The following is a 26,377-nucleotide window of genomic DNA, read 5'->3' as shown; positions in this document are numbered from 1 at the left end:
GGCGATCTGCGCGCAGATCGCCGAAACCGAGGCCGCGCTGGGCAAGCATGGTGGCGCGGCGTTCACCGCGGTGCAGGCGCAACTGGCCAAGGGCCGTGCCGCGCTGGAGGCGGTGGTGGCGTTTGTGGTGGTCAATGCCAAGTCCGATCCGAACGCAGTCTTTGCCGGCAGCGTGCCTTACCTGAAGCTGTGCGGCATCGTGTTCTCGGGTTGGCAGCTGGGCCGCGCGATGCTGGCGGCCGACGCAAAGCGCAGCGAAGATCCGAGTTTCCACGACGCCAAGATCGCGACCGCGCATTTCTATGCGGAACACATCCTGTCGCAAGCTTCGGCACTGCGCGATGCTGTCGTCAGTGGTTCGGCGCCGGTCAATGCGCTGTCGGAGGCGCAGTTCTGAGTCTGACTGCGGGCGCCGTCCAGTTCTGAATGCACTTGCCCTGCGCAAGTGCTGATCCCGCGGCAGAAGGCACTGCATGACCTGCTGCGCGGCGTCACACAAATCCCCAACAACGCAAGGAAGTTCGACATGGCAATCAAGACAGTGGGCATCGTGGGTGCCGGCACGATGGGCAACGGCATTGCGCAAGCGTGCGCTGCCGCGCGCCTGGATGTGGTGATGGTCGACATCAGCGACGCCGCCGTGCAGAAGGGCATCGCCACCGTCGGGGGCAGCCTGGACCGGCTGATCAAGAAGGAAAAGGCCACCGAGGCCGACAAGGCTGCCGTGCTGGCGCGTATCCATGGCAGCACGTCGTATGAGGACTTGAAGAAGGCCGACATTGTCATCGAGGCCGCCACCGAGAACTACGATCTCAAGGTCAAGATCCTGAAGCAGATCGACAGCATCGTCGGACCGGACGTGATCGTGGCATCGAACACGTCGTCGATCTCGATCACGAAGCTTGCGGCCGTGACGTCGCGTGCCGACCGCTTCATCGGCATGCACTTCTTCAACCCGGTGCCGATGATGGCGCTGGTCGAACTGATCTGCGGCCTGCAGACCAGCGACGCTACGCGCGGCGCCGTCGAGGAATTGGCCAAGACGCTCGGCAAGTACCCGATCACGGTCAAGAACAGTCCGGGCTTCGTGGTCAACCGCATCCTGTGCCCGATGATCAACGAAGCGTTCTGCGCGCTAGGCGAGGGGCTGGCGTCGCCCGAGGAAATCGACGAAGGCATGAAGCTCGGCTGCAACCATCCTATCGGACCGCTCGCACTGGCCGACATGATCGGCCTGGACACGATGCTGGCCGTGATGGAAGTCCTCTACACCGAGTTCGCCGATCCGAAGTACCGTCCGGCCATGCTGTTGCGCGAGATGGTCGCGGCGGGTTATCTGGGCCGCAAGACCGGGCGTGGGGTGTACGTCTACAGCAAGTAACCGCCACTGGTTTGCTCCCTTGATCGGCGGCCAGGCCAGAGCAAGGAGAGGCCAATGACCACTGTCCCGAGCAGTTCCGCGCGACGTCGCTCGGGGCACTGGGCGTGCTGCAGAAGACATCGGAGCAGATCGCCTCCGTTCCGGTGCAGGCGATCGCCCGAAGAGTGGTTGCTGCGTGCTCGCCTCAGAATTCCGGTATCGAGCAACAAGCGAATGCCGGAGGCAAGGATAAGTTCATGAGTCGTTCAAAGACACTCCGAAAAACCCACAAGGCTCGAAAGGTGGCGCGGATTGGTTCATTGCGTATTCCGCCATGGTGGCTGGATGAGTACTTTGGCCCCCTTGAACGGTTTGTCGAACAGATCCACATGGAAGGCGTCGTGGATGCGTCCGCAACTGGTGTACTGGTGCACTTGCTGCCAGATGGAAGGCTGTATTACCCGGTGGCAGAAATGTGGCGCATGGCCGAAGTATTCCGGATCGCTCAGTTGCGAGACGCTTCTTGTCTAGGCAGCGGGCTACTCATGCGCGTCGCGGGAACGCTGCACACCGGGCAACTTCTCACTCCTGACGACGTCGATGATCTGCGCCGCTGCGTTCGCGCGTTGCGAGCCTACGCCGGATCACAGTCGCGAAGCAGTATGATCGATCTGATTCAGACAGCGCGCATCAAGATTGAAATCGGGAAGGCCAACCATTCCCGCCCCGAAAGCATTGGCAGTCTCACATACGGGGAGACCTGAAGTTGCCGAAGTTGTACGTCGTTATGGACCGATGGGCCTAGAGTTGACGCCAACAGTTTTCGGCGGCCCTCTTTGTGGCCTCTGGCTAAGGCAGCAAGATGAAACGCTATACGTCGCTGAGGCCAGTCTTCAAGTTCCGCGCAAAGGAAGTGGCTGTCTCAGGGCTGCCCGCCCAGACTGCGCCAGACAAGCCGTACTTCGTGCCATTGGCCAGCGCGATTGCCTCGGCCTCGGACTTGTACCGGAGAATCACCAGCACTGGACCGAAGACCTCTTCTCGAGCGATTTCCATATCAGGCTGAACATCCGACAGAATCGTGATGGGCAAGATTAATGAACATACTGCCCTCGTCTAGATCGCTAACCCTGGAAATCCCACGGGCACGTTTATCGAGAACGAGGACTGGTTGTCGGCCATCCGCTCTGGTCGAATGCGGGCGGCCTTACAAGCTGCGGGGAAAGACTTGAGCGATACGAAAGGGCTGGCGGTCAGTTGTGCAATAAACAACAAATAGGTGCAGGCCTGCGCCGGCCGCCCACGATGCATACCCGCTTCGACGGGATGGCGGATCCCTGCCGATCTTCGCGCAGGAGCGACTAGCCGGCGATGCGGACGCAACTCGGTAGCACGCTCGGTGCACGCATGACGACACGCGCAAACGCACGATGCGCGGCCCGGGCGCCGCTGCAGCGCGCCAAGTACGCACTGGTCACTTGAACAGCCAGTGTGCAACGAGCCGTGTATAGCGCGGCATCACCACGTAAACCATCAGAAACACGATTGCCGCCGTCACGGCTGCCTTGTCGATGAACGAGTCATGGGCGAAGCCGAGGCGCGTGAGCACCGGCACGACGCTCCATGGTACGACGATGCTGAGCGGCAGGATGGCGCTCCACGTGATGAGCCACTGCTTCCACGCGGTTGGGATCTTGACCGGTGCGTTCTTTGGAGTGAACCAGAAATCGAGGCCAGTCCTGATCTCGTATCGGTCGCCTTGCCGCAGCGATGGCCGCATTCTCTCAATATGTTCGCGGCGCACATCGGATTCCATCCAAGCGTTGAGGCTTCTGAAGTCGGCGAAGCGGACGATGGTCGCATACTCGCGGCTCATGCCGACCGGACGGACCACATCGGTGCTTAGGTAGCCGGAAAACCTGGAGCACGCGGCTCGGATGTCCGCGAGCCACGTTTCGTACTGCTCGGCGGCGTCGGGTTCGACCTCGTGGACAATGATGCTCGTCACGATTTCCTGCGGATTGAAGGTGGTCGGGTTCATCGCGCTCCCGGTGGATGGCGGTGACCGCCGAGCGATGCGTATGCGATTCGCTTTGACATGCTTGGCGACGGCACTGTGGCTGGACCTTTACATCTTACGCGGAATGCGTGTGCGGCGGCAATTCAGTGATGCGAGGCGCATTCACTTCCCACAATCGGCGCCGATTATGTTGTGCGCGGCGTGCCTTGGGCCATCCGGCCCTTACAGGCGGCTCCTGATTACTCATCGTCGGCTTCCGGCCAGTATGAGACATTCGACGGCCACGACCAGATTGGCAACAATCGTTAGCATATGGGTGCGGCCGAACGTTAGCTCAAGCCATCGGCCACTATTGCTGCGTGAGCATTAGGTTCAGGTTCTGAACCGCAGCGCCGGACGCGCCTTTGCCAAGATTATCGAAAACCGCGGACAGCAGGACGTGCCTGTGTTCCATGTTAGGAAATACGCTTAAGCGCATGTCGTTCGTACCGTTCAGCACTTGCGGATCCAGGTGCTTTAAGGCGCACGATTCATGCAGCGGCAAGACACGTACGTGGGCCGCCTCGGCATAGTGGCGTACGAGGCATGCGTGTAACGTGGCGCCATCCACCTCGGGTGCCAGCAGCCGCAACTCCAAGGGCACCGTCAGCACGATGCCCTGGCGGAACGCACCCAACGCAGGGACGAAGATGGGACGCTGCGCGAGCCCGGAGTGCTGCTGGATCTCCGGGGTGTGCTTGTGCGCGAGTTCCAGACCATATACCTGGTATGAAGGCGCGTTGACGGCACCCTGCCCCTCATGTTCCTCCACGCCGGCACGCCCGCGTCCGGAGTAGCCCGACACCGCATGAATGCTGATAGGGTAGTTGCCTGGTATGAGCCCAGCCTGCAACAGGGGACGCAGCAAGCCAATTGCACCGGTCGGATAGCAACCGGGATTGGTGACCCGACGTGCGTTCGCAATGCGCTCAGCCTGTCCCAGCGTCATTTCCGGAAAGCCGTATGTCCAGTCCGGCTGTGTGCGGTGGGCGGAACTTGCGTCGATTACTCTGACGGCAGGATTGACAATGGCGTCCACTGCCTCGCGCGCGGCGGCATCAGGCAAACAGAGGATGGCGATGTCGCAGGCGTTGATGGCTTCTGCGCGACGCCGCGGATCTTTGCGTTCCGCAGCGGCAAGCGTGAACAGCCTAAGGTCGGTCCGGTTGCGCAGCCGTTCGTGGATTTGCAACCCGGTGGTGCCTTGGTCGCCGTCGATGAAAACAACGGGAGAGCTCATAGGTGGAATACTCCGGTGACTGTGGGTTGTAACAAGTAGAACGAGCCCCTATGTTCCATCGACCGCTAGAATAGGGAAAGTTGTATTTCATAACGTGAATATTCAGTTTTTCTGAATCTGGACACCGACATGCGAGAGATCAGCCTGGACCGTTTGCGCACTCTGGTCGCCGTTACCGACCGTGGCTCATTTGCCGATGCGGCGCGTGCATTGCACCTGGCGCCGCCAACGGTCAGCCTCCACATCGCTGAACTCGAAGACCGCATTGGAGCTCCGCTCCTGTCACGCAAGCGCGGACATGTAAGGCCGTCGGCGATAGGAGAGGTGCTGGTGGAGCGCGCGCGTCGACTGCTGGCCGATGCGGAGCAGGCGTTAGACGATATTCAACGCCAGGTGCAGGGGCTCGAAGGGCGCGCGCGGCTCGGTGCGTCGACTGGCGTGATCGCGCACCTGTTGCCGCAAGCGCTTGAGGTGCTGCGCCAGCACCATCCCGCTATCGACATTCAGGTTGCAGTACTCACTTCGCAGGAAACGCTGTCCCGACTGGCGGATGGAACGCTGGATGTTGGGCTGGTCGCACTGCCTCAGCCTCCGGTGGCTGGACTCGTGATAAAGCCTTGGCGCCGCGACCCCGTGATGGCCTTTGTGCCGGCGCATTGGCGGTGTCCGGCCCGCGTCACGCCTGAATGGCTCGCCGCCCAACCTCTCATTCTCAATGACGCGACCACGCGTCTCTCGCGTCTGACTGCAGAGTGGTTCGCGACCGGGGGGCACCATCCTGCGCCGCGCATTCAGCTCAACTACAACGACGCGATCAAGAGTCTGGTAGCGGCAGGTTACGGCGCAGCGCTGTTGCCCCATGAGGCCACTACGCCATTACCCGACGGGCGCATTGTCATGCGTGCGCTGCGCCCGGCGTTGTGGCGTCGGCTCGGCATTGCACATCGTGCGGGGTACGTTGAGCGTTCCACGCAACACGTACTTGATGTGTTGTGGGATCTGCGATTGGCGTAGGAGTTGCCATTTGCCACTTCGGTTCGTTCTCGCTGGGACAGTGTCCTTATTGCACGCCACGACGAACGAATGGCCGGTTTGTAGAAATTTGACTGACCGAATATTGGGTCGGGAAGAGCCGTCCGGCGCCGTTCGAGCCAACAGCGGCTCATCGGCCGAAAAAGACCTCCGTGCGGCGTGCCGACGGCAGACGTCCGCGATCGACCGCTTGGAAGCGATGCGAATGCGGATCCCTTCATGAATCAGTTGGGGCGTCAGATTGTTCCCGCTTGAGCCTGCTGCTCCTGCGCCAGGCGCACGAAACGAACCCCGATCTCGCAGGACTTTGGCAAGAAGACGAGCTCGGTATATGGCCTCCACGCCTTTCCATTGAAATTAGGACCCCCGCAAATGCCTCCCCGCTTGGGCGACCGTGGCGAAACTCGCGGCAGCGGTCTTGGAAATCAACGGCCCGCCTGCTGTCCAGATCGAGACGAAGCAGGTTTCCTCAGCCTCCGCCGCGACTCGCGCACCTTCTGCTTGGGCGACTCCGACTACATCCATGCACTTTAGGGCAGCACCCCTGGCACAAGCGCGCCGGGGCCAAGGTCATACCAGCCGCGTTTCGCCTCGCATAGGACTCACCAACTAACCGTGCGTCAGCCCCCGCGCTAGCAGGGATCAGCAATTGGCATTCCAAGCGTGGCGGAATTTACTCGCTGCGCCGAGCGGCTGCTGCCTCGTCTTCCCAGTCGCGCCACTCGACTTTGTGCTGCGCAAGGTACTCGTCCACTGCCACGCCGATGGTAGGGAAGAGGTGATCGGCGCCGAGCGCGGCAACCAGGCCGTAGCGCTTCAGCCGGTCCTTGACAGGGCCTTTCATTTCGGCGAAGCACAGCTCAATGCCGCATTCGCTCAATGCCTTGTGCAACTCCGCCAACGTCTGCGCGGCGGTGACGTCGACATCGGTGATGGGCTCCGCGGCGATCACGACCCACCGCGTGGGAGTCGAGGCCTGGCTCACCGCGCGCAGCACGTGGTCGCGGAATATCTCCGCGTTGGCGAAGAACAGCGGTGCGTCCCAGCGGAACAGGACCAGCCCCGGAATGCACCGTGCTTCCGGGTGCCGGACGATATCGTGGTAACCCTTGAGGCCGTCGACGCGGCCCAGCACGGCATCGTAGGGCCGCCAGGCTCGCCAGATGAACGCCAGCAGGGCGAGGGCCACCGCGATGAAGATGCCCTGGATCACGCCGAGCAGTGCGACGCCCGCAAAACAGGCCATCGACTGGGCGAACTCGCTGGGGCGCAGGCGCAGCAAACGCGCCACGCTCCGCATCTCGAACAGGCCGAGACAAGCCGCGACAACCACGGCGCCCAGCGCCGCATTGGGCAAGGTGCGGAAGAGCGCGGGGGCGAACAGCAGCAGCATGGCAACGCTCAGCGCGGCAATCACGCTGGTGAGCTGTGTCCGCGCGCCGGCGGCTTCGGCAACCGGGGTGCGCGACGAACTGCTCGTCACGGGGAAACCCTGCAGCAGGCCCGCAGCCAAATTGGCAGCGCCCAGGGCGATCAGTTCCTGGTTGCGGTTCACAGCGTATTGCCCGCGTGCGGCGAAAATCCGCGACAGCACGCTGATATCGGCCAGCGAAATCAGCGCCACCGCTACCGCGCCGGGCAGCAGGGCGCACAGGTCAACGAGCGACACAGCGGGTATGCGCGGCACCGGCAGCCCTTGCGGCAGGGAGCCGATGACCGGGACACCCGCCCGCCGGTCCAGGTCGAGCAGCGCCACGGCCACGGTGGCGCCCGCCACCGCGACCAGGATGCCGGGCACGCGCGGCAGCCAGCGCTTGCAACCGAGAATGAGCAGCAAGCAGGCCGCGCCGATGCCGAGCGCGACCGGGTTCACGTCGCCGTGCATCAGGCCCTGGAAGAGGCCAGATGCTTCCTGCAACAGGTTGTCTCCGCTCACCTGGAAGCCGAGCAGCTTCGGCGCTTGGCCGATCAGCACCGTGAGCGCGACGCCATTCACATAGCCCTGGCGGATCGGCTTGGATAGCAGGTCGGTGACAAAGCCAAGGCGGAACAGTCCTACCCCGATGCACAGCGCGCCCGACAGGATCGCAAGCATGCCGGCGAGCATCGCCGCCCGCTCGGGGTGGGCGCCAGCCAACGGCAGCACGATGGAGGCGATCAACGCCGCCAGCGCGGAGTCGGGGCCAAGGACGAGAATGCGGCTGGGCCCGAACGCGGCGTAGGCGACGAGAGCCGCGATGCTGGCGTAGAGCCCGGCGATGGCGGGCAAATGCGCCGCCTCGGCGTAACCCATGCCGGCCGGAATCATGACCGCCGTAAGCGCGAGCCCGGCGAACAGATCCTTCGCCAGCCAGGCTCTTTCATAGTGGCGCAGCGTCGCAAGGGCTGGGACCAGGCGCAGCAGGTGACCTTCCAACCCTGAGGCAGGCGGTGTGCAACGATTAGGGAGCCAGTTCATATCCCTGCTTTGTTCGAAGGCGCCGGTCCACATTCTAGCGCCTGGCAAAACGAAGAGGCTTGACAAGCAAGCTGCGTAACGGCTAGATCCGGCTTGGGGCGAATCTAAGCGTCCGCAGCGAACCACTGATCCTCGCCGGTGAAAGGGTTCTTTCGTTTACGCGCTTGTGCTGCTCCGGGAGGGCGGTCTTCTGGCTGATATTGGAGAAAGGGGGGCGTTGGTCCGCGGGCGCCTGGGTCGTCCTGGACCCGCAGCGGCAAGCTGCCGGCCCTGGCAATCGCGTCGCACAAGCGCCTACCGCAGTCTCCCGATCTGCCGACCGTGACGGCTTCCGGCGTGCCCGGCCTCACGGCTTCGTGCCGGTGGCGGGCCTTTCTTCGCAATTTAACCCGCTAGGCCGGCGGAGGCAAAGTATGGCGGCGCCGGCACCGCCGCACCGGGTGCACCACTGCGGCGTAGCTGCGCTTTGAAAAAGCCGCAAGGATTTTGTAGTCTTAACGCAAAGTAAGCGTGGCAGCCTGAAGCTGGAAGACATACCCGAATGCCCTTTGCTCCGGGCGCCGAGGCTCGATGGAGCTAGTCGGCGACAGGCCCGGCTTTATGCGCGGCCAATCAGCCCAGTGACGGAGGACGAATGGCGGATAACAGCAATACTGCGGCCCGGTGGCCGGCTGCCCTGCTGGTGGGCCTGGCGGCTGCCGCTTTGAGCGCTCGCGCGCAGACACCGTCGCCGCTGCCCGAGTGGCAATATTCGGCCGGTGTCCCGTTGATGAAACTGTACGAGGCCAAGGTGCCCGACTGGCAGGTCCAGGTTGGGGCCGCCACCAGCCTGCGACCGTATTACGAAGGCACCCAGCGCTATCACGTGCTCGCGGGCCCCAGCTTCGATATCCGCTACCGCGACCTGTTCTTTGTTTCCACCGGTGAGGGCATCGGCGTGAACCTGCTGTGGGCGGACCACTGGCGCGCGGGGGTGGCGATAGGCTACAACCTGGGCCGGCGCATGGCCGACGATCCCGGCCGTCTCAACGGACTAGGCAACATCAATTTTGCGGTTGAGACCAAGCTCTTTGGCGAGTATGTGGTGTCGGCGTCATTCCCCTTGGTGGTGCGCATCGATGTGCGGCGCAGCCTGGGCGGCACCGACGGCTGGATCGGCGATATCGGCGCCTACCTGCCGCTGCCCGGCAGCTCGGAGCGCTTTTTCTGGTTTGCCGGCCCTACCGTCACCTTCGGTGATGCGCGCTACATGAGCCGGTGGTTCGGCGTCACCTCGGCTCAGGCGACGCGCTCGGGCTATCCGCAATACAAGGCCGATGCGGGCCTCAAGTCATACGGCGCGGGCATCTCCGCGATCTGGTTCTTTCGCGAGAATTGGTTTGTCACCGGCGACGTTGCGGTCGGCCAACTCGCAGGCTCGGCGGCGCACAGTCCGATCACGCAGAAGGCGACCAATACGGTCGTCGATCTTTCGCTGCACTACCAATACTGATGTGCCCTCGGCACCCTCGCTGTACCACTACACTACCGCGACGAGCTACCAGCCAGCATCGTGAGCCACGCCGGCTCCAATGCGAAGGGAGCGGCCCCAGGGCATCAACCTGACTTCCGGGGCCGCCGGCGCGTTCCGCTGGCCAACAACGCACTTCGTCATGCTCACCCGGATGTTAGTGGTTCTTCTGTGCCTCGGTACCGTAACGCACCAGCAGCTCGGACGGGCCGAGCGAGTTCGGGGCACCATGACAGTCACCGCTGCAGCGATGTTGACACTGGCGATGCGCGTCACGGCCGCGGCATGGGCGGCATGGCTGAAGAAGTCCGACGCAAATGCCGTTCCAGCCTTGCCACCTGCGCGGCCACCGCCACTCATAGAGGAGATCGTAGTGCAGCCGCGTGCGAAATCTGCACACCCTACGACGAATCTACAAGGGACAAAGTGCTTGCCCGCTAACCCTTAATCCGCCGGATCTCATGGCGGCCGAACCGGCACCGCGCGCCCCAGATTACAGCGTCGCCGACATCAACGCCCATAGCACGTAGGATAGTCCCGCGACCAGCGTCAGAGCAGTGGGGCCACATGGCTCGAGCCTAGTTTCGATGCGCTATTTCCCGACCTGTAGACCATCCGATACCGATTGCACACCCTCCATTGCACGGACAGCGTTCAAAGCCGTCAGCTTCTCCGAGTCGCTCTGCACCTTGCCATCGAGATGCACAACCCCGTTCTCAGTCTTCACTCGAATTCCGGTGGACCGGAGTCCCTTCGTGGCAAGGAGTTCAGCCTTCACCTTCATCGTGATCGCGCTGTCGCTGAGTTTCGTCGTGGATTCCGCGGAGGGCGCGGGTTTCGTCATATCGCTAGGTGCTTCGGGACGCCCCGGCGATCCAGCGGGGCTATTCATGGCAGGCGCACCCTCCGCTGCAGCCAGGATTGTGCCCACGTCTCCCCAAGCAATCCCATTGCCCGAAGCAGCAAGCAATCCGACAATGCTAGCAAGGCACATCTTTTGGATTGGTTTCATCACTGTCTCCTGCTGGTACTTCTGCAGGTCGCAGCGCATAGCGACCCGCTCAGGTCGCGGCAGTTCGCCGCGCGCTCTATACAGGAATGACAATCCAGAAAAGGAGGGAGTTCCGCGGCGGGCTTGCCTACGTTACACCCTGAAACAGGTATTGCGATTGGCGGGGCAGTGCACGCGATCGCGCGCCTGACAAGTGCCTAACCCTAACCATGCAATGTAGGAAATACGCTGACGCCGCCCCGCTGCTGGCGCCCTACACTTCGGTTATCCCTGAATAACGAGAACAGGCCCATCGGGCCGGGCTTCGTTCGTCTCATGCCATGTTCAATTTTCACACCATGCTAATTGGTGGCCATGACAAAGAGGGGATTCGCTTTCGAGGTTCTGGCAAGTTCCCAAACTGTCGCTTGCAGGCTCACTAGCGTGATCAGGCCATCGATGTGACGGCAACTGGCTTCTTCAAAGCGCTTTGCCAAATTCGGGAAGTGCTGGCTCTGGAAGGTCTGTATCCGCACTGTCACGGATCGAGCCTGAATGTGTACGCCATCGGCAGCTCTCCGCAAGTGCATGACGGCTTGCGCGCGTATCGTCTAAGTATGGGCCGCGAGGTGACGACTCAGTTCGACATCGTGGAAATCTTTGACTGCTGCGAAGCGAGTGTGTTGCCGGTCACCGTGACAGAGCAATGCGACTACTGGCAATGGCTGCAGTCGACAGCATGACCGCCACGGCGCCAGCCCACGCGTTCTGTCATCCTTGCGTGCGGCGCGCTTCCCTCCCCTCAAGCAGAACGAATCAGGAGACGAAGATGCTCAGTCCAAATGAAATCGCCGCCTTGATGCTCTCGATAACACTGACGAGAAGCCCGAACTAGACCCCGCAAACCTCAGTGCTCTGGTACGTCAGCAACTCGTGCACTGGATGGGCCGGGATATGACCAAGGGCAATTGCACCTCACCAGCCACGGGCGCCGCTTTCTGGACACTATCGGCAAAGGGCGCTAACTAGCGGCCGCCTTGCCGCATCGTCAGCCTCTTCCAACACGGCTTTCAGAGGTGCCGCCAGCCAGGTAGGACGTTGCCCGACGGCACTTATGACCTGCCTTTCCTACACTCCAGTCATCCCTCAGGAGGAACTGCAATGCGAAGAGACTTGATGGTTTGTGCCGGGCATACTGGCTGGATCTTGAAAGTCCGTGGCACAGTTACAGCAATCCTCGAATTCGAATGCCAGGATGAAGCCGTGCGTGTTGGAAAAACCCTAGCGGTGCGCCATGGCGTCGATCTCGTAATCGAGGAACCCAGCGGACGAACTCACTGCATTCGTCCGGCCGAACCCCAGGCAGCATGACCCGGTTCGAGCCAGCGCCATGGCAAACAAAGCAAGTTTCCCCGCCATACCCCACGGCAGTGGCTTAGACGTCAAGCAGGACGATGCCTTGCCACCGGAGATGGCACGGGTCCTGGCCAAGATAATCGCCCGCTTCGCAGGCCTACTATCCCTGATCGTCATTGGCGTGCGTGCGGCAGCCTCCATTGATCTGGCCATCCTCCCTCTCGGCGACGGTCAGTAATTGCCCGCGGGCTGCGGGCAATGGGTCAGAATCTGGCACGCCGGTCATAGCTCAATGACAGCTTTCCCGACGCACATTACGGGGAGCATTTCCTCGATGACTGCCGCCCCGACGAGGTTGTGCGAACGGCCGTTACGGCCGGGGTAACGGTCGTTGCCTCTCACCAGTTCGAAAGTGGACGGGAATAAAGAGCGTGCGCGCGTTGGGCGAGGGGGCATCAGGCCGTAAAATCTCCTTCATATCCGTTTCGAATTCCTGAATCTCGCCAAAACCATGATGAAGAAGGCCACCCTCCTCTCCGCCCTCCTATTGGCGTCGATCGCCGCCTACGCACAACCGCCAGGCAAGGATGCGGCGCCCCTCGGCCTTGAGCTTGGCAAGACCAAGTGCGCTCGGATGACGCCCGGTCCCAATCGCGTCAAGACTGGCGTGGCGCCGTGGGCCGGCGGGGACACGGTGGAGATCAAGCATCTGGACCGCTTCAATCTGCCAGGCCTGACCCGCGCGATCGTGAACTGCGACGCCCAGGACACGGTGGCGCTCATTTCCCTGACGTTCGATCGGTCCGCGCTGGAAGAGGTCAGCAAGAAGCTCGACGCCCGCTACGAGTCTAAGCGCAAGACCGAACCCAATGCCGAGAACGGCTACGCCGAGTGGGAGGCAGCCAACGGCAGCCTCGAGGTGCTTTACGCGCGCGACAGCAAGCAGTTCACCCTGGCGTACTGGGCCAAGGGCGCCAAGGCCAAGTACTTCACCTACAGTGGCACGAGCGACAAGAAGCCGGCCGCGCCAACGCAGCCCTCCCCGACACAGCCCGCACCGCTGTAACAGACCCGGCCGTCATCCCGATGCCGGTCTCGTTCGGCTTGCCGAACGCAGGAATAGCGCCCCGCAGACGGTAATCGTGCTGCTGAAGGTCTGGGGTGAGGCTGACGGCGGCCGCGACGACGGGCCAGCTGCTCCACCGGCGCGATCCGGGGTCCGAAAGCGCATGCCGATATTGGTAATGACTGGCATGGAGCGATGTGGCAAGAAGGCCGCCCGGGGGCGGCGAATCGCTCACACGACTAAAGTTGTCTCTAAATTTCAACTAAAGTTGTGCTCATCAGTCGTGCCCTGTGCCCGAGGCGCCCTCAGGCGTACAGCTGGAAGCGCTGTGCCTGGGTGAACAATTCACAGAGCAAGATTTACTTGGTCGAGCGCAGATATTGATACAGCGTCTCGCGACTGATGCTGTAGTCGCGCGCGAGTTGGGCCTTGCGTTCGCTGGCCTCCACGCGGCGGCGCAGCTCGGCAACTTGCACCTCAGACAACGATGGCCTGCGGCCGCGATAGGCTTCCGCGTTGCTTCGCCAGCGCGGTCCCCTCACGTTGACGCTCGCGGAGCAGCGCGCACTCGAATTCGGCGAAGGCACCCATCACCGACAACATCAGGTTCACCATCGGAGAGTCATCGCCGGTGAACGTCAGGCTTTCAGACGTACTTGACGCCCGCCAGCTCGAAGATCTCAGCCTTCAGCGCCGATTAACCGAGCAACTGGTCGGTGACGATCTTGCGCGGCACCTCATGCTTCCCGACGAGAACAGGCAGACGCCGTCTCTGCGTCACCCAGGGGTTTTCCCGTTGCACCGCAGGATGTGCCGCAGGCCGATGTCTTCGCCACCGTGCATGGCGAGGCCGTGCTGGCAACCGCTTCAACGCCACCATGAGGTACTGGACCCGACCTGAGCCTCTTACCCGGGCGCGTTGACCGGAGCAGCGGCAAGCGGATCGATCATGCAACTGGGGTCGCGTGTCCGCTATCGCCCGTCGTCGGCGCGTCATCGTATTCCTGCGAGATGTCCTTGTTCGTGTAATCGCCCAGCCGCGAAGCGGCGATCAGGCTGATCGCCGCGCACGCCAGGATATAGCCCGCGATTGCATAGCCCGAATGGTAGTAAGCGAAGAGCGCGGTTGCAATCAGCGGCGCAGGGCCGCCGGCAATGACCGAAGCCAGCTGGTAGCCCAAGGACGCGCCGCTGTAACGCAGGCGCCCCGTGAAGGATTCAGCGATCAAAGCGGCCTGGGGACCGTACATCATCGAATGCGGTACCAGCGAGAGCACAATGGCCAAGAAGATCCACATCGGATCCTTGGTGCCGACCATCGCAAAATAGAGGAAACCGAATACGCCGACCACGGCCGCACCGATCATGTACATCCGCCGACGCCCGATCAGATCGGAAACATGGCCAAAGAACGGGATGGTGCCGAATTCCAGCACCGAAGCCGCCAGCACCGCCGTCAGCAACAGGTTGCGTGTCACGCCCAGTGTCGACACGCCATAGGTGAAGACAAAGGCGGTGAAGACGTAGAAAGGTGCCTGTTCGGCCATGCGGGCAAAGGCCGCGAGAAGGATATCCTTCGGCTGGCGGCGCAACACCTCAAGCATCGGCGTCTTCTCGATCTTGCCCTCGGCCAAAAGCCGCGCGAAGATAGGCGTCTCGAGGATATTCAAGCGGATGTAGAAGCCGATCGCGACCAGTACGATGCTGATGAAGAACGGCACTCGCCAGCCCCAGGTGAGGAAGCCGCTGCCAGAGATCTCGCTCATGGCCAGCACTGCCAGGTTTGCCAGGAACAGTCCCGCCGGCACCCCGAACTGGGGCCAAGATGCGACGAAGCCGCGATGCGCGTTGGTGCGGGTCCATTCCATCGACATCAAGACCGAGCCACCCCATTCGCCCCCGACGCCCACACCTTGAATGAAGCGCAGCACCGTGAGCGCGACGGCGCCCCAGATGCCGATCTCTGCATAGGTAGGGACAAAGGCCACGGCAAACGTGGCGAGGCCCATCAACAACAGTGTCACGATCAGCGTGGCTTTGCGTCCGATGCGATCGCCGTAGTGGCCGAAAATGGCCGCGCCTACCGGCCGTGCTACAAAGCCGACCGCATAGATAAGGAAAGCCTGCAGTGTGCCGACGACCGGATCCGACTCCGGAAAATACAGCTTCGCGAAAACCAGGCCGGTCACCGTACTGTAGAGGAAGAAGTCGTACCACTCGATCGTGGTACCGATCGTGCTGGCGATGACGGCTCGGCGCAACTGGCGCCGAGCGTCCTGATCGGAGAGGGGCATCGCCCCTGCTTGCGTGGCAGCCATTTGGCATCTCCCCGGCGATATGCCGTATAGACAATTTGCACAATGAGGGGTTCCTGCCAGCCAATAGCCGGAAGGGGTGGATAGCGAACCAGGTAACGTCTACCCGACGTCGGCTCAGAACCAGGGAACCTGCATGCGCGTTGTGATCCGATGTGAGGGCATACAGTCTCTGCCCACCGACCGGCCGGAATGTGGCAATGAGTGGTCCCTCTTGACGCCCTCTTGACGCCTTCTTGAAAATTCCCGGAAAAGTACTAACTTGATTTCGCCCGGGCAGTCGCGATATCAAGCGCTGCATTCTTCGTAGTGGCTCAGGGCATGGGGGTGGGCAGTAGCCCATTCGCCTGTTCACCGCCTTGCCCGCTTGAAGGAGGAAACGATCATGAGCGATCCCTTCTATGGCACGGACCTCTTCAGCGAATTCGATCGCCTGCAACGGCAAATGGCGAGCCTGTTCGGCGGCTTTCCGTCCAGCCTGCGCTCGGCCCGCTACGGCGCGTTCCCGCCGCTCAATATCGGCGCGACGGACGAATCGATCGAGATCGTCGTATTTGCCCCCGGCATCCCGCAGGACAAGTTCGAAGTCTCGATCGACAAGGGCTTGCTGACCATCGCCGGCGAGCGCGAGCCGGTGGTTTCGGGCAACGATCCGGAGGTGCGGCCCTATGCGCAGGAAAGATTTGCCGGCACGTTCCGGCGAGTCGTGGAACTACCGCAGACGGCGGACCCCGACAAGGTCAATGCGCGCTACGCCAACGGTTGCCTGTCGATCAGCGTAAGCAAGCGGGAGGCGTCCAAGCCCCGCGCGATCACCGTTCAGTAACACCAGGAGATTGCCATGACCGATATGACGCAAGTCGCCAGGCGCGACGAGAGCGCGGTCACGCAGCGGCAAGACGAAAAGTCCGCGTCCAGGACGCCGCTGGTGCCTGCAGTGGACATCTACGAAACCCCTGCTGGCGTGGTGCTATGGGCGGATCTTCCCGGCGTCTCCAGGGACAAGCTGCAAGTGAATGTCCATGATGGCAACCTGCAGATCGATGCCGAGGCCGTGGTGCCCACGCCAGCGGGCCTGCGCATCCAGCATGCCGAGATCCGGCAGCCGCATTTCACGCGGACTTTTGCGCTGGGCCCGGACCTGGACGCCACGAAGATCGAGGCGAACCTGCAGGACGGCGTGCTGAAGCTGACCATCCCGCGCCGCGACGAGGCGCGCCCTCGCCGCATCGCCGTGACCGTGGGCTAGCACAGCTAGCATGATCGCCGGCATGGAGTGGCGGCGCCTTTCCGGCTCCCCTTCCGTGCCGGCTATCGCTACGCGCCGTCGCGTCGCGCCAGGAGCTTCACTGCGTCACTGCGGCGGTATGCACTTGAGCACCGACACGAAGTGATCCATCGAAATCTCTACCTCGTCGTCCAGCTTGACGCCGCCGAACTCCACCAGCGCGCAGCCGGCGCGATCGATACTGAACACCACGGCTTTCCACGTGCCGTCGGGCACAGGCAGTGTCAGGCGCGTGTTGAATTCGACCTGTGGATCGATCCGGCTTCGCACGGCAACCAGGTCGCCCGCTTCCGGGCGGATCGCGCCAACGGCCACCACTTCGCCAAGGACAGGTTGCCCTGGCGCAAACGGTGCTCGCGCAAAGTTTTCCTGCTTCATGATTCAGTACCCTCCTTTGCGATGATCCTACAAAAAGACGGCTGGCTTTTCAAAGCGGCTGCAGCCTCCTGTACGCGTTGAAATGCCGGATCGCCCGCATGTCGTCACCCATCGACTCATACAGCCGGGCCGCATTGAAATGGGCATCCGCGAATTCCGGCGCGAGTTCAATGCAATGCGCATAGCTGGCCAGCGCCTCTGCTTGCAGGCCGTCATCCTCCAGCGCGACCGCCAGGTTGAAATGCATCAGCGGCTCGCGGGGGAGGTGCGCAAGCCCACAGCGATAGAGCGCGATGGCCTCGCCGAAGTGGCCGGCGTCGCACAGCATGCAGCCCAGGTTGAGATAGGGCTCGAGATAGCCCCCATCGAGCGACAGCGCGCGGCGGTACGCCTGCTCCGCTTCGTCGGGCGCCTCGGCCTCCAGTTCGCAACCTGCCTGGAACCAGGCGCTCGCTTCGGTGGCCGGAGCCTGATGAATGGAATGGACGGCGGCGGCGGCCTCATCCGGCTCGAAGTCCATCAGCAACTGGCCCGATTCCGCCTGCCACTGGCGGACTGCGTCACGGGTTGCCACCTCGTTGCCGATAGCGCGAATCCGCACGCCAGTCAGCGGCGCTTCCTGTCCTCTGGATGCCTTCAATCTCGAGAGCGCGCGCGAGATGCGGCGGCTCGGGATCTGCGCCTCGTGCAACGAGTTGGCGGTCCGCAGCATGACCATGTCCTGGAATGTGAAGAGGTATTCGCGCCGCGCGCCGCGGCTTGGCGTGACCACGCCATCCGCGATCAGCCGGGCGGCAACCGAGCGCGGGATGCCGAGCAAGGCCTGGATCTCGCGCATCGTATAGAGCGTCATTGCCCGATTACTTCTTGCCTGCGGCGCGGCGCGCGGGCGCGGGTGCCGGAGCAGCGGCCGTCGCGCGGCGCGCGGTCTTGCGTGCCTTCGGCGCATCCGGCGCCGCGCCCGCTTTGCCCGCGGCGCGCTTGCGCTGCTGAACGCTGGCGCGCAGCGCTTCCATCAGGTCGATGACTTCCGCGCCCTGGCTGGACTCGCGATGTTCCGTCACGGTGATCTTCTTGCCCGCGATCTTCTTGTCGATGGCCGCGAGCACCCGCGCCTTCTCCTCGTCCGCGTACGCAGCCGGGTCGTAGCTGGCCACCGTGTTCTGCTCGATCAGTTGCAGCGCCAGCGACAGCTCCGCGGCATGCACCTCCGCCTTCTCGACATGCAGGTCGGCCATGGAGCGCACCTCGTCGGCATAGAGCAACTGCTGCAGGATCAGGCCATCGTCCCCGGCGCGCACCTGGACCATGTACTGCTTGCCCTTCCAGACCCACTGGGCCAGCGCGCAGGTGCCGGTCTGTCGCATCGCCTCGGTCAGCAGGGCATAGGGCTTGGCCCCGCGCTTGTCCGGTCCAAGGTAATAGGCATTGTCAAAGTAGATCGGATCGATCGCGCCGACCGGCACGAACGACACGATGTCAATCGTATGGCGGGCCTCGGCCTCCAGCGCATCCAGTTCTTCCGGCTCGAAGACCACATAGTGATCCTTCTCGAACTCGTAGCCCTTCACTATCTCGGAGCGCTCCACCACCACGTCCTCGCGCAGGCAGATGTACTGCTGCTTCAGGCGCGAGCCGCACCCCTTGTGCAGCAGGTTGAAGCCGACGCCCGATTTGCTTTCCGTCGCGGCGTACACCTTCACGGGAATCGAGACAAGCCCGAAGCTGAGGGAAAGGGAAGCAATGGAGCGAGCGGCCATGGCGAATCACCCTGCAAGGAAGGGGGCGGGATCTTTCCCATATAGCTTAGACCGTGCCCGGCAAAGCGGCGTCGGCCGCTGCGCGGGCGATGGCTGAGGCGGCACTTTTTGGGGTCAGGTTGCGGTTGAGGCGTGCAAGCGGTGCGGTGGGGATCTGTAAATATTGCGATGGGACGGACCAACCGCCAGGCTGGACCTGGCGCTGGCTGGCACCCCCACGGAATCCCGCTTGCCTACCGCAACGATGCCGACCTAAGCTGCATAGAGTGATGCCATGCGCGGGTTCGCGCACAAAGCACCGCACCGACTCCCTTCACTGGGATGTGAGAGGGATTCAAGAGTGATTCAAAAGTGACAGAGCATTGACTATGCATCGCCCGCACGTGGCCTGCCGCGCGTCATGAAGACCATTGCCTATCCGTATCAACTGGTACAGGAGCGAGGAACGCTGAAGTGTTTCCTGCTGGCTCTGTTCATGCACCTGCTGCTGGGCATGCTGCTCTACTACGGGGTGCACTGGCAAAGCCGCACGCCGGCTGGCGTGGAGGCGGAACTGTGGGACACGGTGCCCGACATCTCGCAGCCCCAGCCGGTGGTCCAACCGAAGCCGGTGGAGCCGGAACCCGTGGTGAAACCGCAGCCGGATGAGAACGCCGACATCGCCTTGCAGGCGCAGAAGCGCAAGCAGGCTGCAGCGGCCGAGGAAGCCAGGCAGGCTGATCAGCGCGAACACAAGGCGCGCGAAGCGGAGCGGCAGGCCGCACTGAAGCAACAGCGCCAGAGCGAGCTGGCGCGCCTGCAGGCCATGGCCAACAGCGCCCCCACCACCGGTGGCGTGGGCAGCCGCGCGGGCACAGGCGCCGGTGCCGGTGGCAATGCCTCGCCCGGCTACGCGGACCGCGTGCGCCGCCGCGTCAAGCCGAACATCATCTTTACCGAAGAGATTGCCGGCAACCCGGCCGCGGTGGTCTCGGTGCGCATGGCGCCGGACGGCTCGCTGCTGTCGGTGCGGCTGACCAAGTCCAGTGGCAATGCCGGCTGGGACAACGCCGTGCTGCGCGCGGTGGAGCGATCCGATCCGCTGCCGCGCGACGAAAACGGCGTGGCGCCCCCCGGCGTCAACATCACGTTCATGCCAAGGGAGTAGCCGCCTGCCACAACACAAACAAAAGCCCCTTTCGGAGCTTGCGATCCGAAAGGGGCTTGACTGTTGGGCCAACGCAACCGGGGCTATTGAATGTTGCCGGTAGCCCGCCCAATCAGAACGACGGCACCATCGCACCCTTGAACTCGTTCTTCATGAACTGCCGCACCTCTTCCGACTGGTAGGCGGCGACCAGCTTCTTCACCCACGGCTTGTCCTTGTCCTGCGTGCGTACCGCGATGATGTTGGCGTACGGGCTGTGGATGTCTTCCAGCGCGATGGCGTTGCGGGTCGGCTGCAGGCCGGCGGCGAGCGCGTAGTTGGTGTTGATCACCGCCGCTGCCACGTCGGGCAGTGAGCGCGCCAGTTGCGCGGCATCGAGCTCGACGAGCTTCAGCTTCTTGGGGTTGTCGCTGACATCCAGCGGCGTTGCGTTGACGCCGTTGGTGCCGACGCCGCTCTTGAGCTTGATCACGCCTTGCGCGGCCAGCAAGAGCAGCGCGCGATTCTCGTTGGAGGGGTCGTTGGGCACGGCGACCTTGGCGCCTTGCGGCAGGTCCTTGGGGGACTTCAGCTTCTGCGAGTAGATGCCCAGCGGGGAGATATACGTGTAGCCCACGCTCACCATCTTGTAGCCGCGCTGCTTCACCTGGCTGTCCAGGTAGGGCTGGTGCTGGAAGCTGTTGGCGTCGAGGTCGCCGGCGTCGAGCGCGGCGTTGGGCTGCACGTAGTCGTTGAACTCGACGACCTTGATGTTGAGCCCTTGGCGCTTGGCGGCCTTTTGCACTACCTGCCAGACCTGCGCGTCCGGGCCGCTGACGGTGCCGACGCGCAGGGTCTGCTCCTGCGCCATCGTAGCGCCCGATGCCACGATGCCGAGCGTGGCTACCGCGATGGACAGCGCTTTACGGAGGGCGGGATAAGAGAAACCAGAGAAACCAGAGAAGTTAGGCATGCTGCTTGTGTTCCTTTGCGCCATGCAAGCAAGCTTGCATGGCTTTAGCCATGATGACGGCCCAGCGCGCGTTCAGTGCGCGTTCAATGCGCCTCACTCGCTCATCGTGCGCGACTCGACCTTGGGCGCATTTTGCCATCCACCGCCCAGCGCAAGGAAGAGATTGATCTGGTCCAGCGCCACCTGGCTTTCCGACGCCGCCAGCGACGCCTCGGTGCTGGCCAGCGTGCGGTCGGCGTCCAGGCTCGACAGGTACGGCGAGCGGCCGGCCTGGTAAAGCTGGCGGTTCTGCCGTGCGACTTCATTGGCCTTGTCGCGAGCATCGCGCAGCGCCTGGGTGCGCTCCAGCTCTCGCGTATAGCTGCTCAGCGCCGACTGCGTTTCACGCAGCGCCTTGAGCACCACGCCGTCGAAGTGGGCGAGTGCTGCTTCGGCGCCGGCTTCGGTGCCGTGGATGCGGGCGCGCGTGCCGCTGGTCGGGATGTTCCAGGTGATCAGCGGACCATAGCCCCAGTGCGCGGTCGGCGCTTGCCCGAGGTGATCCAGGATGCCGGTAAAGCCAGCGGAGGCGCCGATGCGGATGGACGGATACAGATCCGCCGTGGCGACACCGATCTTGGCCGTGGCGGAGGCGAGCTCGCGCTCGGCCTGGCGCACGTCGGGCCGGCGCTTGAGCAGCGCGGCGCCGTCGCCCACAGGCAGCGCCTGGCGCAGCCTGGGTTCTTCGTGGCAAGCGTACTCGGCCTGCGAGGCGGCGCTGGGCGGCTTGCCCAGCATCACCGCCAGCCGGTACGCCGCGCCCTCTTGCTCGGCCTTGAAGCGCGGCAAGGCAGCGCGCAGCACGTCGGCCTGGGCCTGGGAGCGCAGCAGGTCCACCGGCTGCCCGCGCCCGGCATCGACCATCTTGCGGGCCAGCTCGACGCCGCGGCGCTGCAACTCCAGCTGATGCTCAGCCACGGTGAGTTCATGCGTGGCGGCGCAGCCCTGCACGTAGGCACGCACGGTCTCGGCCACCACGCCAACGCGTGCCTGGTCGAGCGCCGCCTGGCTGGCTTGCGCGCCGGCCAGTGCCGCCTCATCGGCGCGCGCGAGCTTGCCGAAGAAGTCGATCAGGTAGGAAACCTTGAAGCCGACATCGCCAAAGTTCATCGCCGGGATCTTCTCTTCCTTGAGCAGCGGCTCGCCGGCGATCTGCCCGCGCTCCGCGCTGGCGGAGAGCTTGGCTTCCGGCAGGTTCTCCGCCTCCACCTCGTGGTAGACCGCGATGGCGCGCTTCAGGTTGGCCGCTGCCACGCGCAGATCGGTATTAGCGACGAGCGCCTGCTGCACCAGTTGGTCGAGCTTGGGATCGTCATACAGGCGCCACCAGCCATCGGGCACCTCGGCAATCGATACGACGGGATTGTTCGTGCCTAGCAGCGGGCCGTTGGCCGCTTCCGCCTTCACGGCGGCGTTGTCCGGCACATGGTAGTCGGGACCGACGGTGGTGCAGGCAGCAAACAGCAGCGGCACCAGTGCCGGCAGCAGGGCTTTGCGCAACGTGTTCACTGCGCGCCTCCCTGGCTAGCGGCTCCCTTGCCGGCCAGCGCGAGCTTGTCCTTCTGGCCCTCCTGGCCCTTCGGGTCCTGCGGCTCGGCCTGCACCTTGTCCCGCGCCGAGGGTTCGCGCACGGACACGGTCGCGGTACGGCCCGCCACCATCCGCAGGTCGGCGGGCGGCTCGTCCAGCGCGATGCGCACCGGGATACGCTGCGCAAGGCGGACCCAGTTAAACGTCGGGTTCACATTCGGCAGCAGGTTGGACCCGTTGGTGCGGTCCCGGTCCTCGATGCCGGCGGCGATGCTCTGCACGTGGCCATGCAGCACGCGGGATTCGCCCATGATGCGGATGTCCACCGAATTGCCGATATGGATGCCTTGCAGCTTGGTTTCCTCGAAGTAGCCTTCCACGTGGAAGGAGTTCGCATCCACCATCGACAGCACCGGGCGGCCAGTGTTGACGTAGTCGCCCAGTCGCGGCAGCCGGTCGTTCAGGTAGCCATCGACCGGGCTGAGCACGCTGGTGCGCTCCAGGTTGAGCTTGGCGAGGTTGACCGCGGCCTGCGCCTGCGCCAGCGCGGCCTCGCCCTGCTGGACCTTGGCCAGGCCTTCTTCCACCACTTCCTTGGAGACGACCTCGGACAGGGTCTGGCTGCGGCGTGCCTCACGGCGGGCCTGCGCGAGCATGGCACTCTGCGCCGCCGCGGTGGCCTGGGCCTGCTGCAGCGCGAGCGCGAAGCGGTCGCGGTCGATCTCGAACAGCGGCTGCCCGCGTTGCACGCGCTGGTTGTCCTTGACCAGGACCTTGGTCACCAGCCCGGACACGTCCGGCGCGATCTGCACCACGTCCGCGCGGATATGGCCGTCGCGGGTCCATGGCGCCACCGTGTAGTAATCCCACAGGTGCTTGACGACGACGACCGCGACCGCGGTGACGACAAGGGTAAGGACGATGGGTCCAAGCGTACGAAGATTCAGTTTCATGACTGCAGCCGATAGACCAGGTGGACGATGCCGCCCAGGACGATCACATATAACGCCAGATTGAACAGGGACCGGTGCCAGACCAGCCGATAAAAACCCACACGCGCCAGCACGGCGCGCGCGCAAGCCGTGATCACGAACGCCACCAGCATCCACGCCAGCAGGCTCGGGACAAACACACCATAGACGTCGACTTCACCGCTCATTGCTTGTTGCTCGCTTGCTTGCTCATTGGGTCTGCCGCCTGGCCTGCGGGCTGGGCACCAGCCGCGCTCATCGCCGCGGGTGCTGCCGAAAACAACGCGACGTGCATCTCCACCAGCGCGGCGAAGGCTTCGCGCGAAGCGTGGTCGGCGCGCGAGGCAACCTTGCGGATCGCCTTGCCCAGCCGGTCGCGCAGCACTTGCGGCGGCGTGTCGGCACGGGCATCCAGGCGTGCCTGGTAGTAGCTGGCGATGCCCTGCAGCACGCGGCGCACCGAGTGCTGGTGCTCCGGCGCCAGCGCGGACAGTTCGCGCTGCAGCGCCAGCGTGCTGAGTTCCACGCGCACTTCGGTAAAACCGTCGCCGGTGGTTTCATCCTCGCTGGCCGCCAGCCGCGGCACCAGTTGCGCCAGGCGGTCCAGCATGCGGGCACGCAAGTGCGCGTGCTCGCCCGGCTCGCGCCCGGTGGCGTTGCGGGCGATGTCGCCCCAGCTGGCGCGCACCAGCCGCCGCACCGCGGCCTTGGTCCCGAACGGCCGCGCCACCAGGGTCCACACCAGTGCGAACAGGATGCCGGCGATGCCGGCCACGTTGCCATTGAAAAAGGCGTTGAAGTCGGCGTTGTAGGCGCCCTGGATGCCGATATCGTTGGCCGTGACCACGGCCAGCGGCATGGCGATCAGCGCGAGCCGGGGCTGCGCCATCATCACGCCGATGATCAGGTAAGGCACCGCGAACATCAGCACCAGCATTTCGAAATCGTGCGCGTTCGGCAGGACCACGAACAGGTAGATAGTGGCGAGCACCAGGCAGACCACGTTCCAGCGGAAGAACGAGCGGATCATGGGCGCCGGCTCGTCCATCGCGGCAAAGAAGCAGCACGACACCGCGCCCAGCGCGACCGCGCCGGCACCATCCGCCCAGCCCGTCCAGATCCACACCATGCCCATGCTGAAGATCGCCAGCGCCGTCGTGGCGGTGGAGAACAACAGCATGCCGTGATCGTAGTGGCGCGCGGCGCCCACGCCCCAGCGCTGGAACACGGGCGCCCAGTCGCCCTCCGGTGCCGCCTCGCCGATACGACGCTGCAGCGATACGCAGTCCTGCCACAACTCCATTAGCTCGCGCAGGCGGCCCTCGGCGGTGGCGGCCAGTGCCGAGGGCCAGTCAGGCCCGGCACTGCCGGGCTCCAGGCCGGCGTCGGCGATGGGCGCGTCCGGGGATAGCTGCAACGCCGGCAGCGGCGCCTGCGCGCCCGCGCTGATCCACGCCGACACCAGCGCCATATTGTGCGACAGGCGCTGCGGAATGCCGGCGGCGTGCTGGTGCAAGGCATCCACCACGGAGGCCAGCGACGACAGCACGGGCAGCAGCATGGTCATGCGGCCACGCAGCTCCTGCGCGTGCTTCACGCGCGCGGCGCTCTCGGCGTCGTAGGAGAGATGGCTGATCAATTGGTCGAGCGCGAGGATGTCGGCGGCCAGGCGATGGCGGCTGTGATGGCGCGACACCTTCGCGGCCGGATGGGCCGAGAGCATATCGGTGGCCCACAGCGCGGCGTCCGCCAGCCACTGGCCGGATTTCTGGCCGAGCACCGTGGCTACCTTGGCGGGGAAGATGGTCGAGCCGACGATGCTCGCGCACAGGATGCCCAGGCAGATCTCCTCGGCCCGCGCCACGGCGATATCGAACACGCCCCCGGGATCGCTCACCGAGGGCAAGGCCACCATCGGCAGCGTATAGGCCGCCAGCATGAACACATAGCTGCGCGGCGTACGGTGCAGCAGCGCGACATAGAGCAGGATGCCGGTCCATAGCGCCACCGCAGCCATCAGCAGCACCGGCGCATTGACCAGCGGCGGCACGATGGCCACGGATGCGGCTGCGCCAAGCAGCGTGCCAAGCACGCGATACAGCGCCTTGGAACGCGTCGCGCCGGTGAGCGGATGCGCCACGATATACACGGAGGCCATGGCCCAGTACGGGCGCGGCAGGCCGAGGTACAGCGCGATGAACAGCGCCAGCATGGCCGCGGCAAAGGCTTTGAGGGAAAAGATCCAGTCCCGTCCGGTGGGCCAGCTAACCATGTTCTTACGACCCGGAAACGGTGTTGGGGGTGGACTCGGCTGCGCGGGCGAGCGCATTGAGCACGCGCATGGCGCCCTCGAAATCCTGTTCGCTGATGTCAGCAAAGACGCGGGCCCGCAGATGCTTGAGCTCAGCCTCGAGTTTTTCGGCAAGGGCCTCGCCGGCATCGGTGAGCCAGAGCGCATTGGCCCTGCGATCGTTCGCATCCACTTCCCGGCGCACAAGGCCCGCCGCGGAGAGCTGGTCAACCAGGCGCACCAGCGATGCGCCTTCCAGCCCGACATAGTCCGCCAAGGTGACCTGGCGCACGCCGCCGCCAAGGCGGCGGATAAACAGCAAGGGCCCCGCGGCGGCGGCGGAAATACCGTAGGCGGTGACGGCACCCTGGGAAATGTGGCGCCATTGGCGGCCGGCCAGCATGAGCTGGCCGGTAAAGGCGAAACGGAGGGTGTCGATTGAAGGCATGGACGGAATGATAGCAGCCATATAGTTAGGATGCAAATTATCACCGTACAAAGCAATCGAAGCAGGTATCGGGCGGTGCATTCGGCACACGAACCCTCGCCGGTAGAAGTTGGCAAGCTTGCGGGCTGGCCTTGAATGCGGATGCGGCGGGGACCGATACGCGGCTGCGCTGATATACGGCGGATAT

The 26,377-nt window shown here is 63.8% G+C and carries 29 protein-coding genes and 1 pseudogene; 12 read left to right on the top strand and 18 right to left on the bottom strand.

The features are described 5' to 3' along the window. From ACYP5B_RS35415 to ACYP5B_RS35405, 3 genes are all read left to right on the top strand, one after another. A partial coding sequence (locus ACYP5B_RS35415; protein WP_459572765.1) for an acyl-CoA dehydrogenase C-terminal domain-containing protein occupies positions 1 to 397 on the top strand: 397 nt, incomplete at its 5' end. Between the two features lie 129 nt (positions 398 to 526). Continuing rightward, positions 527 to 1,381 carry a 3-hydroxybutyryl-CoA dehydrogenase gene (locus ACYP5B_RS35410; protein ID WP_459572764.1) on the top strand — a complete coding sequence of 285 codons (855 nt, stop codon included), beginning with the start codon at positions 527 to 529 and terminating at the stop codon, positions 1,379 to 1,381. 104 nt (positions 1,382 to 1,485) lie between these two features. After that, entirely contained in the window at positions 1,486 to 2,124 is a 639-nt protein-coding gene (locus ACYP5B_RS35405; RefSeq protein WP_459572763.1) for a hypothetical protein, read from the top strand. A 106-nt stretch (positions 2,125 to 2,230) separates the two neighbouring features. Here the strand turns inward: ACYP5B_RS35405 and ACYP5B_RS35400 are convergent, their stop codons facing one another. The 3 genes from ACYP5B_RS35400 to argC form a co-directional block, all read right to left on the bottom strand. After that, positions 2,231 to 2,452: an aldehyde dehydrogenase family protein gene (locus ACYP5B_RS35400; RefSeq protein WP_459572762.1), complete on the bottom strand. Its 222-nt coding sequence runs from the start codon at positions 2,450 to 2,452 to the stop codon at positions 2,231 to 2,233. A gap of 382 nt (positions 2,453 to 2,834) precedes the next feature. Continuing rightward, positions 2,835 to 3,401, bottom strand: a complete 567-nt coding sequence (locus tag ACYP5B_RS35395; protein ID WP_400102194.1) for an antibiotic biosynthesis monooxygenase — start codon at positions 3,399 to 3,401, stop codon at positions 2,835 to 2,837. A gap of 328 nt (positions 3,402 to 3,729) precedes the next feature. Beyond that, positions 3,730 to 4,659: an N-acetyl-gamma-glutamyl-phosphate reductase gene (gene argC / locus ACYP5B_RS35390; protein ID WP_459572760.1), complete on the bottom strand. Its 930-nt coding sequence runs from the start codon at positions 4,657 to 4,659 to the stop codon at positions 3,730 to 3,732. A gap of 129 nt (positions 4,660 to 4,788) precedes the next feature. Here argC and ACYP5B_RS35385 point away from each other — a divergent pair, with 129 nt between their 5' ends. Further along, positions 4,789 to 5,673 (top strand): LysR family transcriptional regulator, encoded by an 885-nt coding sequence (locus ACYP5B_RS35385; protein ID WP_459572759.1) that lies wholly within the window; start codon positions 4,789 to 4,791, stop codon positions 5,671 to 5,673. A 691-nt stretch (positions 5,674 to 6,364) separates the two neighbouring features. On the opposite strand, the gene ACYP5B_RS35380 is transcribed toward ACYP5B_RS35385, so the two are convergent. Next, entirely contained in the window at positions 6,365 to 8,149 is a 1,785-nt protein-coding gene (locus ACYP5B_RS35380; RefSeq protein WP_459572758.1) for a SulP family inorganic anion transporter, read from the bottom strand. A gap of 634 nt (positions 8,150 to 8,783) precedes the next feature. Between ACYP5B_RS35380 and ACYP5B_RS35375 the strand changes: the two genes are divergently transcribed. Beyond that, positions 8,784 to 9,641 (top strand): MipA/OmpV family protein, encoded by an 858-nt coding sequence (locus ACYP5B_RS35375; RefSeq protein WP_459572757.1) that lies wholly within the window; start codon positions 8,784 to 8,786, stop codon positions 9,639 to 9,641. A gap of 178 nt (positions 9,642 to 9,819) precedes the next feature. Here the strand turns inward: ACYP5B_RS35375 and ACYP5B_RS35370 are convergent. Further along, positions 9,820 to 9,962 (bottom strand): annotated as a pseudogene (locus tag ACYP5B_RS35370) (acyl-CoA dehydrogenase family protein); the annotation flags it as partial. A gap of 289 nt (positions 9,963 to 10,251) precedes the next feature. Further along, positions 10,252 to 10,671 (bottom strand): BON domain-containing protein, encoded by a 420-nt coding sequence (locus tag ACYP5B_RS35365; RefSeq protein ID WP_459572756.1) that lies wholly within the window; start codon positions 10,669 to 10,671, stop codon positions 10,252 to 10,254. Positions 10,672 to 11,111: 440 nt separating this feature from the next. On the opposite strand from ACYP5B_RS35365, the gene ACYP5B_RS35360 reads away from it, so the two are divergent. From ACYP5B_RS35360 to ACYP5B_RS35345, 4 genes are all read left to right on the top strand, one after another. Continuing rightward, complete coding sequence (locus ACYP5B_RS35360; protein WP_459572755.1) at positions 11,112 to 11,393, top strand: hypothetical protein; 282 nt, start codon at positions 11,112 to 11,114, stop codon at positions 11,391 to 11,393. A gap of 418 nt (positions 11,394 to 11,811) precedes the next feature. Continuing rightward, positions 11,812 to 12,021 (top strand): DUF2188 domain-containing protein, encoded by a 210-nt coding sequence (locus tag ACYP5B_RS35355; protein ID WP_400102107.1) that lies wholly within the window; start codon positions 11,812 to 11,814, stop codon positions 12,019 to 12,021. 19 nt (positions 12,022 to 12,040) lie between these two features. After that, positions 12,041 to 12,244 carry a hypothetical protein gene (locus ACYP5B_RS35350; protein ID WP_459572754.1) on the top strand — a complete coding sequence of 68 codons (204 nt, stop codon included), beginning with the start codon at positions 12,041 to 12,043 and terminating at the stop codon, positions 12,242 to 12,244. A gap of 276 nt (positions 12,245 to 12,520) precedes the next feature. Further along, a complete protein-coding gene (locus ACYP5B_RS35345) occupies positions 12,521 to 13,072 on the top strand; it encodes a hypothetical protein (RefSeq protein ID WP_400102109.1) in 552 nt (183 codons plus the stop codon). 359 nt (positions 13,073 to 13,431) lie between these two features. On the opposite strand, the gene ACYP5B_RS35340 is transcribed toward ACYP5B_RS35345, so the two are convergent. From ACYP5B_RS35340 to ACYP5B_RS35330, 3 genes are all read right to left on the bottom strand, one after another. Further along, positions 13,432 to 13,548, bottom strand: coding sequence for a helix-turn-helix domain-containing protein (locus ACYP5B_RS35340; RefSeq protein ID WP_459572779.1), 117 nt, complete (start codon positions 13,546 to 13,548; stop codon positions 13,432 to 13,434). Position 13,549: 1 nt separating this feature from the next. After that, the gene (locus tag ACYP5B_RS35335) at positions 13,550 to 13,687 is read right to left on the bottom strand and encodes a recombinase family protein (RefSeq protein WP_459572753.1); all 138 of its coding nucleotides are present in this window, start codon (positions 13,685 to 13,687) and stop codon (positions 13,550 to 13,552) included. 332 nt (positions 13,688 to 14,019) lie between these two features. Further along, positions 14,020 to 15,390, bottom strand: a complete 1,371-nt coding sequence (locus ACYP5B_RS35330) for an MFS transporter (RefSeq protein ID WP_459572752.1) — start codon at positions 15,388 to 15,390, stop codon at positions 14,020 to 14,022. A gap of 382 nt (positions 15,391 to 15,772) precedes the next feature. Between ACYP5B_RS35330 and ACYP5B_RS35325 the strand changes: the two genes are divergently transcribed. Next, entirely contained in the window at positions 15,773 to 16,213 is a 441-nt protein-coding gene (locus ACYP5B_RS35325; RefSeq protein ID WP_400102104.1) for an Hsp20/alpha crystallin family protein, read from the top strand. A gap of 15 nt (positions 16,214 to 16,228) precedes the next feature. Beyond that, complete coding sequence (locus ACYP5B_RS35320) at positions 16,229 to 16,636, top strand: Hsp20/alpha crystallin family protein (RefSeq protein ID WP_400102103.1); 408 nt, start codon at positions 16,229 to 16,231, stop codon at positions 16,634 to 16,636. 105 nt (positions 16,637 to 16,741) lie between these two features. Here ACYP5B_RS35320 and ACYP5B_RS35315 read toward each other — a convergent pair whose 3' ends face one another. The 3 genes from ACYP5B_RS35315 to ku are packed head-to-tail and all read right to left on the bottom strand — an operon-like array spanning position 16,742 to position 18,813. Continuing rightward, on the bottom strand, positions 16,742 to 17,053 hold the full coding sequence (locus tag ACYP5B_RS35315) for a hypothetical protein (RefSeq protein WP_267605577.1): 312 nt from the start codon (positions 17,051 to 17,053) through the stop codon (positions 16,742 to 16,744). A gap of 49 nt (positions 17,054 to 17,102) precedes the next feature. After that, positions 17,103 to 17,906, bottom strand: a complete 804-nt coding sequence (locus ACYP5B_RS35310) for a tetratricopeptide repeat protein (RefSeq protein ID WP_400102102.1) — start codon at positions 17,904 to 17,906, stop codon at positions 17,103 to 17,105. 7 nt (positions 17,907 to 17,913) lie between these two features. Then, positions 17,914 to 18,813 (bottom strand): non-homologous end joining protein Ku, encoded by a 900-nt coding sequence (ku, locus tag ACYP5B_RS35305; RefSeq protein ID WP_400102101.1) that lies wholly within the window; start codon positions 18,811 to 18,813, stop codon positions 17,914 to 17,916. 400 nt (positions 18,814 to 19,213) lie between these two features. Here ku and tolA point away from each other — a divergent pair, with 400 nt between their 5' ends. Further along, complete coding sequence (tolA, locus tag ACYP5B_RS35300; RefSeq protein ID WP_459572751.1) at positions 19,214 to 19,960, top strand: cell envelope integrity protein TolA; 747 nt, start codon at positions 19,214 to 19,216, stop codon at positions 19,958 to 19,960. Positions 19,961 to 20,072: 112 nt separating this feature from the next. Here tolA and ACYP5B_RS35295 read toward each other — a convergent pair whose 3' ends face one another. From ACYP5B_RS35295 to ACYP5B_RS35270, 6 genes are all read right to left on the bottom strand, one after another. Next, positions 20,073 to 20,912 carry a MetQ/NlpA family ABC transporter substrate-binding protein gene (locus tag ACYP5B_RS35295; RefSeq protein WP_459572750.1) on the bottom strand — a complete coding sequence of 280 codons (840 nt, stop codon included), beginning with the start codon at positions 20,910 to 20,912 and terminating at the stop codon, positions 20,073 to 20,075. A gap of 93 nt (positions 20,913 to 21,005) precedes the next feature. Further along, on the bottom strand, positions 21,006 to 22,460 hold the full coding sequence (locus ACYP5B_RS35290; protein WP_459572749.1) for an efflux transporter outer membrane subunit: 1,455 nt from the start codon (positions 22,458 to 22,460) through the stop codon (positions 21,006 to 21,008). Continuing rightward, on the bottom strand, positions 22,457 to 23,434 hold the full coding sequence (locus tag ACYP5B_RS35285) for an efflux RND transporter periplasmic adaptor subunit (protein WP_459572748.1): 978 nt from the start codon (positions 23,432 to 23,434) through the stop codon (positions 22,457 to 22,459). The genes ACYP5B_RS35290 and ACYP5B_RS35285 overlap by 4 nt, the downstream gene beginning before the upstream one ends. Then, positions 23,431 to 23,640 (bottom strand): DUF1656 domain-containing protein, encoded by a 210-nt coding sequence (locus ACYP5B_RS35280; protein WP_267605572.1) that lies wholly within the window; start codon positions 23,638 to 23,640, stop codon positions 23,431 to 23,433. Before ACYP5B_RS35280 ends, ACYP5B_RS35285 begins: the two co-directional genes overlap by 4 nt. Further along, the gene (locus tag ACYP5B_RS35275) at positions 23,637 to 25,724 is read right to left on the bottom strand and encodes an FUSC family protein (protein ID WP_400102096.1); all 2,088 of its coding nucleotides are present in this window, start codon (positions 25,722 to 25,724) and stop codon (positions 23,637 to 23,639) included. Before ACYP5B_RS35275 ends, ACYP5B_RS35280 begins: the two co-directional genes overlap by 4 nt. A gap of 4 nt (positions 25,725 to 25,728) precedes the next feature. Then, on the bottom strand, positions 25,729 to 26,377 hold a 649-nt coding region (locus ACYP5B_RS35270; RefSeq protein WP_459572747.1), incomplete at its 5' end, for a MarR family winged helix-turn-helix transcriptional regulator.

Source organism: Cupriavidus sp. 8B, from assembly GCF_054589115.1.
This window is presented reverse-complemented; position numbering and strand designations above follow the sequence as displayed.